This window comes from Neisseria sp. 27098_8_112, assembly GCF_041433235.1.
Lineage (GTDB): Bacteria > Pseudomonadota > Gammaproteobacteria > Burkholderiales > Neisseriaceae > Neisseria.
The window spans coordinates 132,979-147,588 of the sequence record NZ_JAPWBB010000005.1 but is presented as its reverse complement, the minus strand read 5'-3'; the positions used below and the strand labels follow the sequence as shown (position 1 = coordinate 147,588).

Genomic DNA, 14,610 nt, shown 5'->3' with positions numbered 1-14,610 from the left:
TTTAGGTTTCGGCTGTTGGAAGGAAAGGAATTTTGCAAAGGTCTCAGGCCGTCTGAAATATTTCAAACGGCCTTTTGTATATCTGTTTTATGGCTTTAATAAAAATTCCTAACAAGAAATTTATCCATTTTAATCTTAGCAGTTTCAATGATTGCCAATATGAAACGCTTCAAAAAATGCCGTCTGAAAACACAACGGTTTTCAGACGGCATTTCAATACCTTAATAGGCTATCAGTATGAGCTTAAACTAAGCCTTTTTTCTCCAGATAGCTTTCGTAATCGCCCAAGTAGTGTTCATATCCACCTTTGCCATCCAATTCAATGATTTGGGTAGCCAATGAAGATACAAACTGACGGTCATGCGATACGAAAATCAGCGTGCCGTTGTATTTTTCCAGCGCCATGTTCAAAGATTCGATGCTTTCCATGTCCATGTGGTTGGTCGGTTCGTCCATGACCAAAACATTGGGTTTCAACAACAACAGTTTGCCGTAAAGCATACGGCCTTTTTCGCCACCGGAGAGAACCTTCACTTTTTTCACGACATCGTTGCTGCCGAAGAGCAAGCGGCCCAAAGTGCCGCGGATGACTTGTTCGTCATCGCTTTCCTGACCCCATTGGCGCATCCATTCGCTCAGGTCCATATCGACGTCGAAGTCGTTTTCATGGTCTTGCGGGTAGTAGCCGACACTGGCTTTTTCCGCCCATTTGATGGTGCCTTCGTCCGGCAGCAGGCCGTCTGAATATTCGGGGTTGTATGCGCCGGCCAAGAGTTTCAGCAAGGTGGATTTACCTGCGCCGTTCGGGCCGATGATGGCAAGGCGTTGGCCTGCTTCAAGGATGAAGTTCAGGTTTTTAAACAACTGGGTTTCAAAACGTTTGGCCAGTTTTTCAACTTCTACAGCCTGACGGTGCAACTTGGCTTTTTCGTCGGCTTCAAAACGGATATATGGGTTTTGACGGGTAGAAGGTTTGACTTCGACCATCTCCGATTTGATTTTGTCTGCCTGTTTCAGACGGCTGGTTGCCTGACGGGCTTTGGATTTGTTGGCGGAGAAGCGGGCGACGAACTCTTGCAGCTCTTGCAGTTTCTCTTTGGCTTTGGCGTTGTCTTTCAGGGCGCGCTCACGCGATTGGGCGGAAGCGAGCATGTAGTCGTCGTAGTTGCCCGGATAGATGGTGATGGTGTTGTAGTCCAAATCCGCCATGTGGGTGCAGACTTCGTTCAAAAAGTGACGGTCGTGCGAAATAATAATCATGGTGGAGTCGTACTGGTTCAACACGCCTTCCAACCAGCGGATAGTATTAATGTCCAAGTTATTGGTCGGCTCGTCCAAGAGCAATACGTCTGGTTTGGAGAACAGGGCTTGAGCCAGCAATACGCGCAGTTTGAAACCCGGGGCGACTTCTGCCATGGTCGCATTGTGCAAATCTTCGGAAATGCCCACGCCGCTCAACAATTCGGCAGCGCGCGCTTCGGCGGTGTAGCCGTCGTATTCGGCGAACTTGGCTTCCAGTTCAGCGGCTTTCATGTAGTCGTCTTCGGTGGCTTCGGGATTGGCGTAAATTGCATCACGCTCGGTCATCGCCGCCCACATTTCGGTGTGTCCCATCATCACCACGTCCAGCACGCGCATGTCTTCGTAGGCAAACTGGTCTTGGCGCAATTTACCCAAACGCACGCCGTTTTCAATCGCTACTTCGCCGGCAGTCTGTTCCAAATCGCCGCCAAGGATTTTCATGAAGGTGGATTTGCCTGAGCCGTTGGCGCCGATCAAACCGTAACGGTTGCCTTCACCGAATTTGACGGATACGTTTTCAAACAGCGGCTTTGCGCCGAACTGCATGGTGATGCCGTTGGTAGAAATCATTATTCGTAAAACCTTTATAAATAGAATGTTATAATCGGACGCGATTGTAGCATATTTTTGCAAAGACCTCAGGATTGAGGCTATGGCAAATGTGCCCAATTTCGAGACAACGCTTCACGAAAAAATGCGTTGCAGTCAGCATTTCAGGCCGTCTGAAACGGAGAAACGATATGGAAACGCACAAAATCTATTACGCCGTGATTATTTTGGTATGTGCCGCTTCCATGCTGCTCAGCCCGTTTTTCTATATCCGCCGCACGCGCTCGGGCGCCGAATTGCGGCGCGCACCCAGACAGTGGAAACCCATACTCTTCGCCAACATCATCATGATTGCGGCTTTGTTTGTTTGGTGGAAATGGTTTTAAGGAAAAATAAAAATGAACAAACTTTGGATCAGCACATTACTGCTCGCTTTGACAACTGCGGTTTCCGCCGCGCCTATTTTTGAATGTACCGATTCTGCCGGCCGCAAAGTCTATACCCAAGCCGGCGGCAAAAACTGCAAAGCCAGCAATATCGGCAAACCGTCCGTATATACTTCTGCGCCTGTTTCAGCACCGGCAACGCCAACTTCCCCAAGCAAAGCCGAGCAGGCGGAAGAAGCTGTCGCCCCGGTCAATCCGCCTGATGTTGGCACGGCCAAGCGTGCTTTAGATACCGCCAAGAAAAATTTGGAAGAAGGCAAAAAAGTGCGTTATGGCAATGAACGCAACTATGCCCGCTATCTCGAACGGATCAACGGTTTGGAAAAAGCCGTCCGCTCGGCTCAGGAAAACTATGACGCGGCGCAACACCAGCCTGCATCTCAAGATCCTGTTGCCTATTGATATTTACCACACCAGCAAGGCCGTCTGAAATTTGGTTTTCAGACGGCCTTTTCAGCTTTTCAATATAACAAAATCGTCTTTATACCAAACAAAGCATTCTTTCCAGTTTTCAGACGGCCTTGTTAAAGTAAGCGTGTATTAAATTCTGACGGTTGCCATTATGTTGTTACTCAAAACGCCTTCTGTATTGCCGGGTTTCAAGCTCAGCCTGGGTTTGACGGTTTTATGCCTGTCGCTTTTGGTGGTTTTGCCGTTTGCAATGATGGCGGCCAAAGCGGCGGAAATCGGCTGGAGCGGATTTTGGAACACAATTACCGAACCCAATGTCTTGGCGGCCGTCTGGCTGAGCTTGCGGATGTCGTTTTATGCGATGTTGACCAATATCGTGTTCGGCACGTTGGTTGCCTGGGTATTGGTGCGCTATGAATTTCCGGGCAAAGGATTGGTAAACGCTTTAGTCGATTTGCCGTTTGCGCTGCCGACGGCGGTAACAGGCATTGCGTTGGCAACCTTGTATGCGCCCAATGGCTGGATAGGCCATTTTTTCGAGCCTTTGGGCATCAAAATCGCCTTTACGCCCATCGGTATTTGGATTGCGCTGATTGTCGTCAGCCTGCCCTTTATCGTCCGCGCCGTGCAGCCGGTATTGGAAGAATTGTCGGGCGAGTATGAAGAAGCGGCGGCGACTTTGGGCGCAAGCCGTTGGACTACGTTCCGCCGCGTCCTTTTGCCTGAAATTACACCAGCCCTGTTGACCGGAGCTGGCATGATGTTTGCCCGCTCTACCGGCGAATACGGCTCGGTCATTTTTATCGCAGGCAATATTCCGATGGTGTCTGAAATCCTGCCCTTGATTATCACCGGCAAACTGGAGCAATACGATGCTCAGGGTGCATCAGCCGTTGCTCTGTTTATGCTGATGATTTCGTTTGTCATCCTGCTGATTTTAAACATCATGCAATGGACTTTGAGCCGCCGCGCCGGAGCGAAGGTTTAACAAACAACAGGCCGTCTGAAACGTCAAGCAAACATTTTCAGACGGCCTAAACGGATACAAGAATAAATAGAGACTTCACTAACATGAAAACCCATTCCACCAATCCAAACTTGAGTGAACCGCGTTGGCTGCGCGTGTTGCTGACTGCTACCGCCTTGGGCTTTCTGCTGCTGATGCTGGTCGTGCCTTTGGTTGCCGTATTCTACGAGGCCTTAAAAGGCGGTTGGGATTTATACCTGCAATCCTTGACCGATCCCGAAGCTTGGTCTGCCATCAAATTGACGCTGATTACCGCGCTGATTGTCGTCCCCGTCAATGCCGTATTAGGCGTGGCGATGGCGTGGCTGCTAACCCGTTTTAATTTTCGCGGCAAGCAGTTGCTGACCACCCTGCTCGATTTACCGTTTTCCGTATCGCCCGTGGTGGCCGGTTTGATGTTCGTCTTATTGTTCGGCGCACACACGGCATTGGGCGGCTGGCTCGAAGCGCAAGGCATACAGATTATCTTCGCCATCCCCGGCATTATTTTGGCGACCTTATTCGTTACCTTCCCCTTTGTCGCACGCGAAATCATTCCTTTAATGCAAGCACAGGGCGACAGCGAAGAACAGGCCGCGCTGATACTCGGCGCAAGCGGCTGGCAGATGTTTTGGCGCGTTACCCTGCCCAACATCAAATGGGCGCTGCTCTACGGCATCATCCTTACCAACGCCCGCGCGATGGGCGAATTCGGCGCAGTCAGCGTGGTATCGGGACACATACGCGGCGAAACCAACACCATCCCGCTTTTGGTCGAAATCTTCTACAACGAATACAACTTCACCGGCGCATTCGCCCTCTCCGGCGTATTGGCACTCTTAGCACTGGCCACCTTGCTGGTGCAAAACATCATCACAAAATTACAAGACAAAAAACTCGCCGCCGCCGAAAGGAACGCAGCATGAGCATCACTATTCAAAATTTAAACAAACACTTCGGAGCATTCCACGCGCTGAAAAATATCAACCTCAATGTCCCCACCGGCAAACTCGTTTCCCTGCTCGGCCCTTCCGGCTGCGGCAAAACCACGCTCCTGCGCATCATCGCCGGGCTGGAAAACGCCGATGGCGGCCAAATTCTCTTTGACGGCCAAGACGTAACCGCCAAGCATGTGCGCGAGCGCAAAGTCGGTTTCGTGTTCCAACACTACGCCCTCTTCCGCCACATGAACGTGTTTGACAACGTCGCCTTCGGTTTGACCGTATTGCCCAAGTCCGAACGCCCATCCAAAGAACAAATCCGCGCCAAAGTCGAAGAATTGCTCAAACTCGTGCAGCTCTCCCACCTCGCCAAATCCTATCCGCACCAGCTCTCCGGCGGCCAACGCCAGCGCATCGCCCTTGCCCGCGCACTTGCGGTCGAACCGAAACTCCTGCTTTTGGACGAACCCTTCGGTGCACTGGATGCCAAAGTACGCAAAGAATTGCGCACTTGGCTGCGCGACATCCACCACAATCTAGGCGTAACCAGCATTCTGGTGACGCACGACCAAGAAGAAGCCCTCGAAGTTTCCGACGAAATCGTCGTCATGAACCACGGCAAAATCGAACAAACCGGCAGCGCCGAAGCCATTTACCGCAAACCCGAAAACGCCTTCGTCACCGAGTTCCTCGGCGAAACCGACGCATTTGAAGGACGCATCGAAAAAGGCTTATGGCATTACAACGGCTTCGCATGGAAATTGGATGCGCACTACAAATGGCAGGATCAAACTGCCATCGGCTACATCCGTCCGCACGAATGGCAGCTGGCCGCCGAAAACGAAACACCGATGATCCGCGCCGAAATCGAAAAAATCCACGCCGTCGGCGCACTGACGCATATTTTGGTGAAACACGACAAACAAGACGTGCATATCACGCTGGCAAGCAGCGATGCCGCGCGTTACCAAATCGCCGAAGGCAAAGAATTGAGGCTGATTCCGAAACAGGTTTATGTCTTCTCTCAAAACGAACTGATTGAATATTCGATTTAAAACTAAATCATAAGGCCGTCTGAAAATCAGCTTTCAGACGGCCTTTTATCTTATTAAACCTGCCAATCAATCGGCTCTAAACCATGCGCCTGCAAATAAGCGTTTGCCTGAGAAAAATGTTTGCAGCCGAAAAAGCCGCGATATGCCGATAAAGGCGAAGGATGCGGTGCGGTCAATACCAAATGACGGTTGCGGTCGATAAACGCGCCTTTCTTCTGCGCATGGCTGCCCCACAGCATAAAGACTAAATGCTCGCGTTCCTTATCCAATTGTCGGATGACTTCATCGGTAAACGCCTCCCAGCCAAAAGTCGCATGGGAATGCGCCGCACCGGCACGGACAGTCAACGCCGTGTTCAACAGCAATACGCCCTGTTCCGCCCAATGCTGCAAATAGCCGTGTTGCGGAATCTGAAAACCCTCAATATCCGTCGCCAACTCTTTATAAATATTGACCAGTGACGGCGGCACCGCAATTTCAGGCTGGACGGAAAACGCCAAACCATGTGCCTGACCAGCGCCGTGATACGGGTCTTGCCCCAAAATCACTACCTTTACTTGTCCGAATTCAGTCGTCCGAAAGGCATTGAATACATCGCGCTCGGGTGGATAAACGGTTATCCCCGCCTGCCTTTCATGGCGCACCTTCTCCAAAATCGTTTGAAAATACGCCTTTTCTTTTTCCGCACCAATTGCCTCATGCCAAGTCTGCATTATTCACCGCTCCGTATTTGAATGGGCTTATTATAAAGGATATGCCGCATAATGATATGGTTTGTTGTCGCCGCCGGACTGAAGATTATCGACAGCAACAAGCCTAAAGCGTCATAATAGCATTCTGAATCAGGCCGTCTGAAAACCCAATACGGCTTTTCAGACGGCCTTTTTATATCGTTCGATTTTTATATGAATACACAAACCATCAAAACCTATCTTGTCGGCGGCGCCGTCCGCGACCATCTGTTAGGCCTGCCCGTCAAAGACCGCGATTGGGTAGTCATCGGTGCAGATGCGCAAACCATGTTGGCTAAAGGCTATCAACCTGTCGGCAAGGATTTCCCTGTCTTTCTCCATCCGGACAGCCACGAAGAATACGCCCTCGCCCGTACCGAGCGCAAAACCGCCAAAGGCTATGCCGGATTCAGCTTTCATGCCGATAAAGACGTTACGCTGGAACAAGACCTAATGCGTCGCGACCTGACCATCAATGCCATGGCTCAGGATTCAGACGGCACGATCATCGATCCCTTTGGCGGACAACAAGATTTGGCGGCCGGCATCCTGCGCCACGTTTCGCCTGCCTTTGCCGAAGACCCCGTAAGGATTTTGCGTATCGCCCGTTTTGCTGCGCGTTATGGTTTTCAAATTGCCGATGAAACCATGTCGCTGATGCGGCAAATGGTAGAAAACGGCGAGGCGGATGCCTTGATTGCCGAACGCGTCTGGCAGGAATTGGCCAAAGGCTTGATGGAGAAAAATCCGCGCCGAATGATTGAAGTTTTGCGCGAATGCGGCGCACTCAAAGTTTTACTGCCCGAAGTCGATGCCCTCTTCGGCGTACCGCAACGTGCCGACTATCATCCCGAAATCGACAGCGGTATTCATACGCTGATGGTTGTACAACGAGCCGCCGAGATGAACCTGTCCCTCGCCGAACGCTATGCCGCCTTATTGCACGACTTGGGCAAGGCAAAAACACCGGCCGATATCCTACCGAAACACTACGGACACGACGTCAACGGCGTCGAACCCGTCCGCGAAGTCAATCAACGCCTGCGCGCACCCAAACACTGCGCCGAGCTTGCCGAACTTGTCTGCCGTTGGCACATCATGCTCCATCAAGTCGGGCAGTTCAAAAGCAAAACCATTTTGAATGTTTTGAAAAAAACCGACGCATTCCGCCGCCCCGAACGTTTTCAGACGGCCTTAAACGTCTGCGTGGCCGACAAACAAGGCCGTCTGAACCTTGAAGACACCCCCTATCCGCAACGCGAACACTGGCTGGCCTTACTTAAGGCCGCCAACCAAGTAGATGCAGGCAAAATTGCCGCCGAGTGCCGCGCACAAGGAAAAGCCCATTTAATTGCCGAACAAATCGATCATGCATGCTTGGCGCAAATTAAGCCGCTGCAAAAAGCGTATCAGACCGAAAAAATAGGAGGCTATTGATGGCATCTTCGCGTTATAAAATCGAGCGCATGCCCAACGGTATTGCCGTATCTGCGCGTGTTGTACATGACTCGCAGGAAATCGGTTTTACCGCGGTATTTCTTATGTTTTCCTTTGCTCTTACATGCATCGCGCCGTTTTACCTTGAAGAGCACTATTTCACTAATTTAGAAGCCATTCTCATCCCTTTACTTTTTACTTTCTACTTAGTGGGTTCACTTGTTTACGGCCTTCTTTGGCAACTTTTCGGACGTGAAAACATCAAGATCCGTAACCATACGCTGTCTCATGGTTATACCTTGTTCTCCATTGGGCGTTGGCGTAGTTTCCCATTGTCAGAAATCTCCGAATGGCATTCTCGTGACCATATTCCCAAAGCTCCTATTGCACAAGGAAGGAAACAGAGGTTGCCAAACGAAAACCTATACCAAAATGGTATGAAACGAAAAATTCACAATATTCCCAATATTTTACGTATCCAAAAATGTGTACAAGGTGCATGGTCTTTCGATTATCAGGGAAAAACCATACGTATCGGCGATTTTTTTGATAGCCGCGATTTTCAGGCAGTCAATATTGAATTGAACAGATTTATCCCCACATCCGCCAAAGCCCGTCAACTTAAAGACATCCTTTAAAACAGCCACCACGATATCCGCTATAATCCGCACCTTGACCATCTTATTTCAACAATAAAATCATGACTATCCAGACCGATTTACTTTACGAAAAAATCAGCAATGAAGATTATCAACGTCTCATTGCCAAACACAGCGAATCTTTCAGCGACGGCGAAATCTGCCTATTGAATGAGATTTTGGAAAAATTTGAATTTGATGTCGTACAGGAACAAGCATTGGCGCAAGCTGTGATGCAGCAGGTGCGCTTCGATCCAAACGACTACCATATCGACAGCGACGATGAAGACACAACCGGTATCTGTCCGCACTGCATCAATCCGCCCATGCCACCCCTGCGCGATTATTTGGTTTGGCGCGAAACACGCGGCTGAAAATTTTCCTAATCGATTTTGATAAGTTATTAACCATTCGTTATCGAACAAGGCCGTCTGAACAGGTGTCATCGTTACATTTGTTCAGACGGCCTTTTGTAAATAAATGTTCATGACTAGGATAAATCAGTATAATCTGCGCCGTTTGAATTTTATTCGGAGCTTTTATGAATCAGCTTAAAACGGCGGTAGCCGGTGCGCAGATTTTGTTTGTCGCATTCGGTGCCATGGTGCTTGTGCCGCTTCTGACGGGCCTGAACCCGGCTTTGGCATTATTGGGCGCAGGCTTGGGCACTTTGTTGTTCCAATTGGTTACCAAACGTAAAGTGCCGATTTTCCTCGGCTCTTCTTTTGCCTTTATTGCACCGATTATCTACTCCATCGGCGAATGGGGTCTGCCTTCTACCATGTTCGGTCTGTTTGCAGCCGGTTTCATGTACTTTGTCTTTGCCGCGTTGATCAGATGGCGCGGTCTGGATGCGGTACACAAGCTGTTGCCGCCCGTGGTTATCGGTCCGGTGATTATGGTAATCGGTTTGTCCGTGGCCGCTGCAGCCAGTAGCATGGCCATGGGTCAGGCAGATGGAAAACAGGTCATCGACTATATCGACTCGCTGATTCTCTCCGGCTTTACCTTTGCAATAACCGTCATTGTTTCTGTCTTCGGCAGCAAAATGATGAAGCTGATTCCGATTTTGATCGGCGTGGCTTCCGGTTATGTATTGGCTCTAATCATGGGCTTGGTCGATACCAGTGCCATCATCAACGCTCCTTGGTTTGCGGTCCCTCATTTTGAAACGCCTCAAGTCAACTGGCAGGCAGCCTTGTTTATGTTGCCCGTTGCCATCGCCCCGGCCATCGAACACATCGGCGGCATTATGGCCATCGGTAATGTAACCGGCAAAAACTACACCAAAGACCCTGGCTTGGACAAAACCCTCGCCGGCGACGGCCTGGGCGTATGCGTGGCCGGTTTGATTGGCGGCCCTCCTGTGACCACTTACGGCGAAGTAACCGGCGCGGTGATGATTACCAAAAACAGCAACCCCGTCATCATGACTTGGGCGGCTATTTTTGCGATTTTCATGGCATTTTTCGGTAAGTTCAACGCGTTTTTGGCTTCGATTCCCATGCCGGTTATGGGCGGCATTATGTTGCTGCTGTTCGGTACAATCGCCTCTTTGGGCATCAAAACATTGATTGATGCGAAAGTCGATTTGATGCAGCCGAAAAATCTGGTTATCGTCAGCTCCGTATTGACGACCGGTATCGGCGGCATGATTATCAAAGTAGGTACTTTGAGCTTCGCCGGTGTAGGTTTATGTGCCGTATTGGCCATTATCCTGAACTGCGTTTTGCCCAATACAAAATCAGAAGAAGCATAAATAGCTGGTTCATAAACTCAAAGGTCGTCTGAAAATGAGATTTCAGACGGCCTTTTTATTACGCTTTATACAATGAAAAATGCCGGAGACTTAACCATCTCCGGCATTTTTGAATAAGGTGGCGAGCCGAACCCCCGGCACTGGCTCATCAGAGTGGGCTGCTGGCTTCCGCCCCTGACCCGGTGTTCCGAATTACCATGCGGGGAGACCCGCCATAGAAGAAACGCATTATAGCGGTTTTACAGAAAAACTCAAGCGATAAAATCTCTCAGGCCGTCTGAAAACCATTTACACGACAAGATTGTAAACAATATTACCTAGTTGCAAATCATTCCCATTGAAATGTTTATTGTCTTTTCCATTGAAAAATATCGAAAATTACACTACATTAACACCTTACGCCATCAAGAAGAAATTGCATTTTTCAGATGGCCTTTAATATAAAAACATTACATCCATCAACGGAACACGACCATGACCACGACTACTGCCCCTCAGCGTATTCGAGAAATTCCCTATAACTATACTTCTTATACCGACCGCGAAATCGTCATCCGACTGTTGGGCAACGAAGCGTGGCAAATCCTGCAAGACCTGCGCGGTCAACGCAAAACAGGACGTTCGGCACGAATGCTGTTTGAAGTATTGGGCGATATTTGGGTGGTCGTGCGCAATCCGTATCTGGTCGATGACTTGCTGGAGCACCCAAAACGCCGCGCCGCGTTGGTACGCGAAATGCGCCACCGCTTAAATGAAATCCGCAAACGCCGCGATGATAATCGGCAAGTGGATGTCTTGGTTGCCGCAGCAGAAAAAGCAGTCAAGCGTTTTGATAGCAGTTTTGATGAAACCATCCAAAAACGCCATCTAATTTTGGAGCGCTTAAGCAAAATCACCAAACCGCACAACATCATGTTTGACGGATTGGCTCGCGTAACGCACGTTACCGATGCGACCGACTGGCGCGTGGAGTATCCATTTGTCGTCGTCAATCCTGATACCGAGGCAGAGATCGCGCCTTTGGTGCGCGCCTTAATCGAGTTGGACTTAGTTATTATCCCGCGCGGCGGCGGTACGGGTTATACCGGTGGCGCTGTACCTTTGGACGCAAACAGCGCAGTCATCAATACCGAAAAACTCGACAAGCATCGCGGCGTCGAATACGTTGAGCTGGCAGGCTTGGATGGCAGACATCCAATTATCCATTGCGGCGCAGGCGTAGTAACCCGCCGGGTAGAAGAAACCGCACATCAGGCAGGTTTAGTGTTCGCCGTTGATCCGACTTCCGCCGATGCGTCTTGCGTGGGTGGTAATGTGGCAATGAACGCAGGCGGTAAAAAAGCCGTGCTGTGGGGTACTGCCTTGGACAACCTCGCCTACTGGAACATGGTCAATCCTCAAGGCGAATGGTTGCGTATCGAACGCGTGCGCCACAATTTCGGCAAAATCCACGATGAAGAAACCGCCTTGTTTGACGTACATACGTTCGATTCAGACGGCATCAATATCGTTAAAACCGAACGCTTGGAAATTCCCGGTCACAAATTCCGCAAAGTCGGTTTGGGCAAAGACGTTACCGACAAATTCTTGAGCGGCCTGCCCGGCGTGCAAAAAGAAGGCACGGACGGCATCATCACCAGCGTTGCTTTCGTGTTACATAAAATGCCGAAATACACGCGCACCGTGTGTATGGAATTTTTCGGCACGGTCGCCACCGCCACACCTTCCATCGTCGAAATCCGCGATTTCCTGCTTGCCCATGAAAGCGTACGACTGGCCGGTTTGGAACATTTAGACTGGCGTTACGTCCGCGCTGTCGGCTATGCCACCAAAGCGGCAGGTAAAGGCCGACCTAAAATGGTCTTGCTGGCAGACGTGGTTTCCGACGATGAAGCTGCCGTGCAGGCAGCCGCCGAACACATCTGCGAACTCGCCCGCGCCCGTGACGGAGAAGGCTTTATCGCCATATCTCCAGAAGCGCGCAAAACCTTCTGGCTTGACCGCAGCCGCACCGCCGCCATTGCCAAACATACCAACGCCTTTAAAATCAACGAAGACGTAGTAATCCCACTCGAAAGGCTCGGCGAGTATTCAGACGGCATCGAACGCATCAACATTGAGCTTTCCATCCAAAACAAACTCAAACTCTGTGCCGCCTTGGAGCAATATCTGTCCGGCAAACTCCCCATCGACAAAATGGGAACCGACCTGCCAACTGCCGAACTATTGGGCGAACGCGGCAAACACGCCCTAGTCCACGTTTCCGCCGTCAAAGAGCGTTGGGACTGGTTGCTCGCCAATCTGGACACGCCACTTGCCGATTATAAAGCCCGCTACGGCCAAGCCGTCCATGCCGCGCCCGAAGCCAAAGACGAGGAGAGCTGCTTTATTGCCTTCCGCGATTTCCGCCTGCGCGTGTCCGTCAAAGACGACGTAATGAAACCGCTCGCCGAAATCTTCAGCGGCAAAACCGACACCAAAATCATCGAAGGCTTAGGCAAAATCCACGCCAAAACCGTGCGCGGGCGTGTCTTCGTCGCGTTGCATATGCACGCCGGCGACGGCAACGTCCATACCAACATCCCCGTCAATTCAGACGACGCCCAAATGCTTCAGACGGCCTATCGTTCGGTCGAACGCATTATGAAAATCGCCCGTTCGCTCGGTGGCGTAATTTCCGGCGAACACGGCATCGGCATTACCAAGCTCGAATTTTTGACCGATGAAGATTTGCAACCGTTTTGGAACTACAAAAACCAAGTCGATCCGAAACATACCTTCAATCGTCACAAACTGATGAAAGGCTCGGACTTACGCAACGCCTACACACCATCCTTCGAGCTTTTGGGTGCGGAATCGCTGATTATGGAAAAATCAGACCTCGGTACCATCGCCGATTCCATCAAAGACTGTCTGCGCTGCGGCAAATGTAAACCTGTTTGCTCTACTCACGTTCCGCGTGCCAACCTGCTGTACAGCCCCCGCAATAAAATTCTCGGCGTAGGCTTGCTGACCGAAGCCTTCTTATACGAAGAACAAACCCGTCGCGGCGTTTCCGTCAAACATTTTGAAGAACTGATGGACATCGGCGACCACTGCACCGTGTGCCATCGCTGCGTTAAACCTTGCCCTGTCAACATCGACTTTGGCGACGTTACCGTAGCCGTCCGCAACTACCTTGCCGATTCCGGCCACAAACGCTTTGCGCCTGCGGCTTCAATGGGTATGGCATTTTTGAACGCCACAGGCCCGAAAACCATCAAAGTCCTTCGCGCCGCAATGATACAGACCGGCTTCCCTGCACAAAACTTTGCCTACAAAATCGGCAAGCTTCTTCCGATTGGCACTAAAAAGCAAAAAGCCGAACCGAAAGCCACCGTCGGTACCGCCTCAATCAAAGAACAGGTTATCCATTTCATCAACCGTCCTTTACCCAAAAGCGTGCCTGCCAAAACTCCGCGCTCCATGCTGGGTATAGAAGACGACAAAAGTATTCCTATCATCCGCAATCCGGCTTCTCCGGAAGATGCCGAGGCCGTGTTCTACTTCCCAGGTTGCGGCTCTGAGCGCCTGTTCAGCCAAATCGGACTCGCCGTCCAAGCCATGCTCTGGCATGTCGGTGTACAAACCGTCCTGCCGCCAGGCTATATGTGTTGCGGCTATCCTCAAGACGCAGGCGGCAATAAGGCTAAAGCCGAAGAAATGAGCACCAACAACCGCGTCGCCTTTCACCGTATGGCGAACACCCTCAACTACCTCGACATTAAAACCGTCGTCGTCAGTTGCGGTACCTGCTATGACCAACTGGAAAAATACCGTTTTGAAGAAATCTTCCCAGGCTGCCGTATCATCGATATCCACGAATATCTGCTTGAAAAAGGGGTGCAACTAAACGGCGTGAAAGGTCAGCAATACCTCTACCACGACCCTTGCCATACCCCGATTAAAACTATGAACGCCACCCAAATGGCCAGCAGCCTGATGGGACAGAAAGTCATCTTAAGCGACCGCTGTTGCGGCGAGTCCGGTATGTTTGCCGTCAAACGACCAGACATTGCCACTCAGGTCAAGTTCCGCAAACAAGAGGAAATTGAGAAAAACCTCAAAGAGCTGCCGCAGGGCGAACCCGTCAAAATGCTTACCTCCTGCCCAGCCTGCCTGCAAGGCTTGAGCCGCTACGCCGACGACAACAATATGCCTGCAGACTACATAGTCATTGAAATGGCGAAACACATCCTCGGCGAAAACTGGCTGGATGAGTTTGTGAAAAAAGCCAATAACGGCGGTGTGGAAAAAGTATTGCTCTAAGGACTTAGGCAAAACTTTTGGCTGTAA

At 50.6% G+C, this 14,610-nt stretch carries 12 protein-coding genes and 1 other RNA gene; 10 read left to right on the top strand and 3 right to left on the bottom strand.

Annotation, left to right across the window (positions count from 1 at the left end; genetic code table 11):
- Positions 1–243: 243 nt before the first annotated feature.
- Complete coding sequence (locus O3682_RS05095) at positions 244–1,872, bottom strand: ABC-F family ATPase (RefSeq protein WP_371508802.1); 1,629 nt, start codon at positions 1,870–1,872, stop codon at positions 244–246.
- A gap of 170 nt (positions 1,873–2,042) precedes the next feature.
- Here O3682_RS05095 and O3682_RS05090 point away from each other — a divergent pair, with 170 nt between their 5' ends.
- From O3682_RS05090 to O3682_RS05070, 5 genes are all read left to right on the top strand, one after another.
- Positions 2,043–2,237 carry a hypothetical protein gene (locus O3682_RS05090; protein ID WP_036491242.1) on the top strand — a complete coding sequence of 65 codons (195 nt, stop codon included), beginning with the start codon at positions 2,043–2,045 and terminating at the stop codon, positions 2,235–2,237.
- Between the two features lie 12 nt (positions 2,238–2,249).
- Positions 2,250–2,699 carry a DUF4124 domain-containing protein gene (locus tag O3682_RS05085; RefSeq protein ID WP_371508801.1) on the top strand — a complete coding sequence of 150 codons (450 nt, stop codon included), beginning with the start codon at positions 2,250–2,252 and terminating at the stop codon, positions 2,697–2,699.
- 160 nt (positions 2,700–2,859) lie between these two features.
- Positions 2,860–3,696 (top strand): sulfate ABC transporter permease subunit CysT, encoded by an 837-nt coding sequence (cysT, locus tag O3682_RS05080; RefSeq protein ID WP_371508799.1) that lies wholly within the window; start codon positions 2,860–2,862, stop codon positions 3,694–3,696.
- An 83-nt stretch (positions 3,697–3,779) separates the two neighbouring features.
- Complete coding sequence (gene cysW, locus O3682_RS05075) at positions 3,780–4,640, top strand: sulfate ABC transporter permease subunit CysW (RefSeq protein WP_371508797.1); 861 nt, start codon at positions 3,780–3,782, stop codon at positions 4,638–4,640.
- Positions 4,637–5,710 (top strand): sulfate/molybdate ABC transporter ATP-binding protein, encoded by a 1,074-nt coding sequence (locus O3682_RS05070; protein WP_371508795.1) that lies wholly within the window; start codon positions 4,637–4,639, stop codon positions 5,708–5,710. The genes cysW and O3682_RS05070 overlap by 4 nt, the downstream gene beginning before the upstream one ends.
- 53 nt (positions 5,711–5,763) lie before the next feature.
- Here the strand turns inward: O3682_RS05070 and ung are convergent, their stop codons facing one another.
- Entirely contained in the window at positions 5,764–6,423 is a 660-nt protein-coding gene (gene ung / locus O3682_RS05065; protein ID WP_371508793.1) for a uracil-DNA glycosylase, read from the bottom strand.
- Positions 6,424–6,615: 192 nt separating this feature from the next.
- Between ung and O3682_RS05060 the strand changes: the two genes are divergently transcribed.
- The 4 genes from O3682_RS05060 to O3682_RS05045 all read left to right on the top strand — a co-directional run bounded on the left by O3682_RS05060 (position 6,616) and on the right by O3682_RS05045 (position 10,275).
- The gene (locus tag O3682_RS05060) at positions 6,616–7,878 is read left to right on the top strand and encodes a multifunctional CCA addition/repair protein (protein WP_371508792.1); all 1,263 of its coding nucleotides are present in this window, start codon (positions 6,616–6,618) and stop codon (positions 7,876–7,878) included.
- Entirely contained in the window at positions 7,878–8,516 is a 639-nt protein-coding gene (locus tag O3682_RS05055) for a hypothetical protein (RefSeq protein ID WP_371508790.1), read from the top strand. Before O3682_RS05060 ends, O3682_RS05055 begins: the two co-directional genes overlap by 1 nt.
- 62 nt (positions 8,517–8,578) lie before the next feature.
- On the top strand, positions 8,579–8,890 hold the full coding sequence (locus O3682_RS05050) for a hypothetical protein (protein WP_128581009.1): 312 nt from the start codon (positions 8,579–8,581) through the stop codon (positions 8,888–8,890).
- Positions 8,891–9,057: 167 nt separating this feature from the next.
- Positions 9,058–10,275: a uracil-xanthine permease family protein gene (locus O3682_RS05045; RefSeq protein ID WP_128581008.1), complete on the top strand. Its 1,218-nt coding sequence runs from the start codon at positions 9,058–9,060 to the stop codon at positions 10,273–10,275.
- Between the two features lie 117 nt (positions 10,276–10,392).
- Here the strand turns inward: O3682_RS05045 and ffs are convergent.
- An RNA gene (ffs, locus tag O3682_RS05040) (signal recognition particle sRNA small type) lies at positions 10,393–10,489 on the bottom strand.
- A 260-nt stretch (positions 10,490–10,749) separates the two neighbouring features.
- Between ffs and O3682_RS05035 the strand changes: the two genes are divergently transcribed.
- Complete coding sequence (locus O3682_RS05035; RefSeq protein WP_371508789.1) at positions 10,750–14,583, top strand: DUF3683 domain-containing protein; 3,834 nt, start codon at positions 10,750–10,752, stop codon at positions 14,581–14,583.
- Positions 14,584–14,610 lie beyond the last annotated feature (27 nt).

Bases quoted from the DNA above. Each gene is read 5' to 3' on its own strand.
- O3682_RS05050 (WP_128581009.1), top strand. From the start codon at position 8,579: ATGACTATCCAGACCGATTTACTTTACGAAAAAATCAGCAATGAAGAT.
- O3682_RS05060 (WP_371508792.1), top strand. From the start codon at position 6,616: ATGAATACACAAACCATCAAAACCTATCTTGTCGGCGGCGCCGTCCGC.
- ung (WP_371508793.1), bottom strand. From the start codon at position 6,423: ATGCAGACTTGGCATGAGGCAATTGGTGCGGAAAAAGAAAAGGCGTAT.
- O3682_RS05095 (WP_371508802.1), bottom strand. From the start codon at position 1,872: ATGATTTCTACCAACGGCATCACCATGCAGTTCGGCGCAAAGCCGCTG.
- O3682_RS05035 (WP_371508789.1), top strand. From the start codon at position 10,750: ATGACCACGACTACTGCCCCTCAGCGTATTCGAGAAATTCCCTATAAC.
- O3682_RS05070 (WP_371508795.1), top strand. From the start codon at position 4,637: ATGAGCATCACTATTCAAAATTTAAACAAACACTTCGGAGCATTCCAC.
- cysT (WP_371508799.1), top strand. From the start codon at position 2,860: ATGTTGTTACTCAAAACGCCTTCTGTATTGCCGGGTTTCAAGCTCAGC.
- O3682_RS05085 (WP_371508801.1), top strand. From the start codon at position 2,250: ATGAACAAACTTTGGATCAGCACATTACTGCTCGCTTTGACAACTGCG.
- cysW (WP_371508797.1), top strand. From the start codon at position 3,780: ATGAAAACCCATTCCACCAATCCAAACTTGAGTGAACCGCGTTGGCTG.
- O3682_RS05045 (WP_128581008.1), top strand. From the start codon at position 9,058: ATGAATCAGCTTAAAACGGCGGTAGCCGGTGCGCAGATTTTGTTTGTC.
- O3682_RS05090 (WP_036491242.1), top strand. From the start codon at position 2,043: ATGGAAACGCACAAAATCTATTACGCCGTGATTATTTTGGTATGTGCC.
- O3682_RS05055 (WP_371508790.1), top strand. From the start codon at position 7,878: ATGGCATCTTCGCGTTATAAAATCGAGCGCATGCCCAACGGTATTGCC.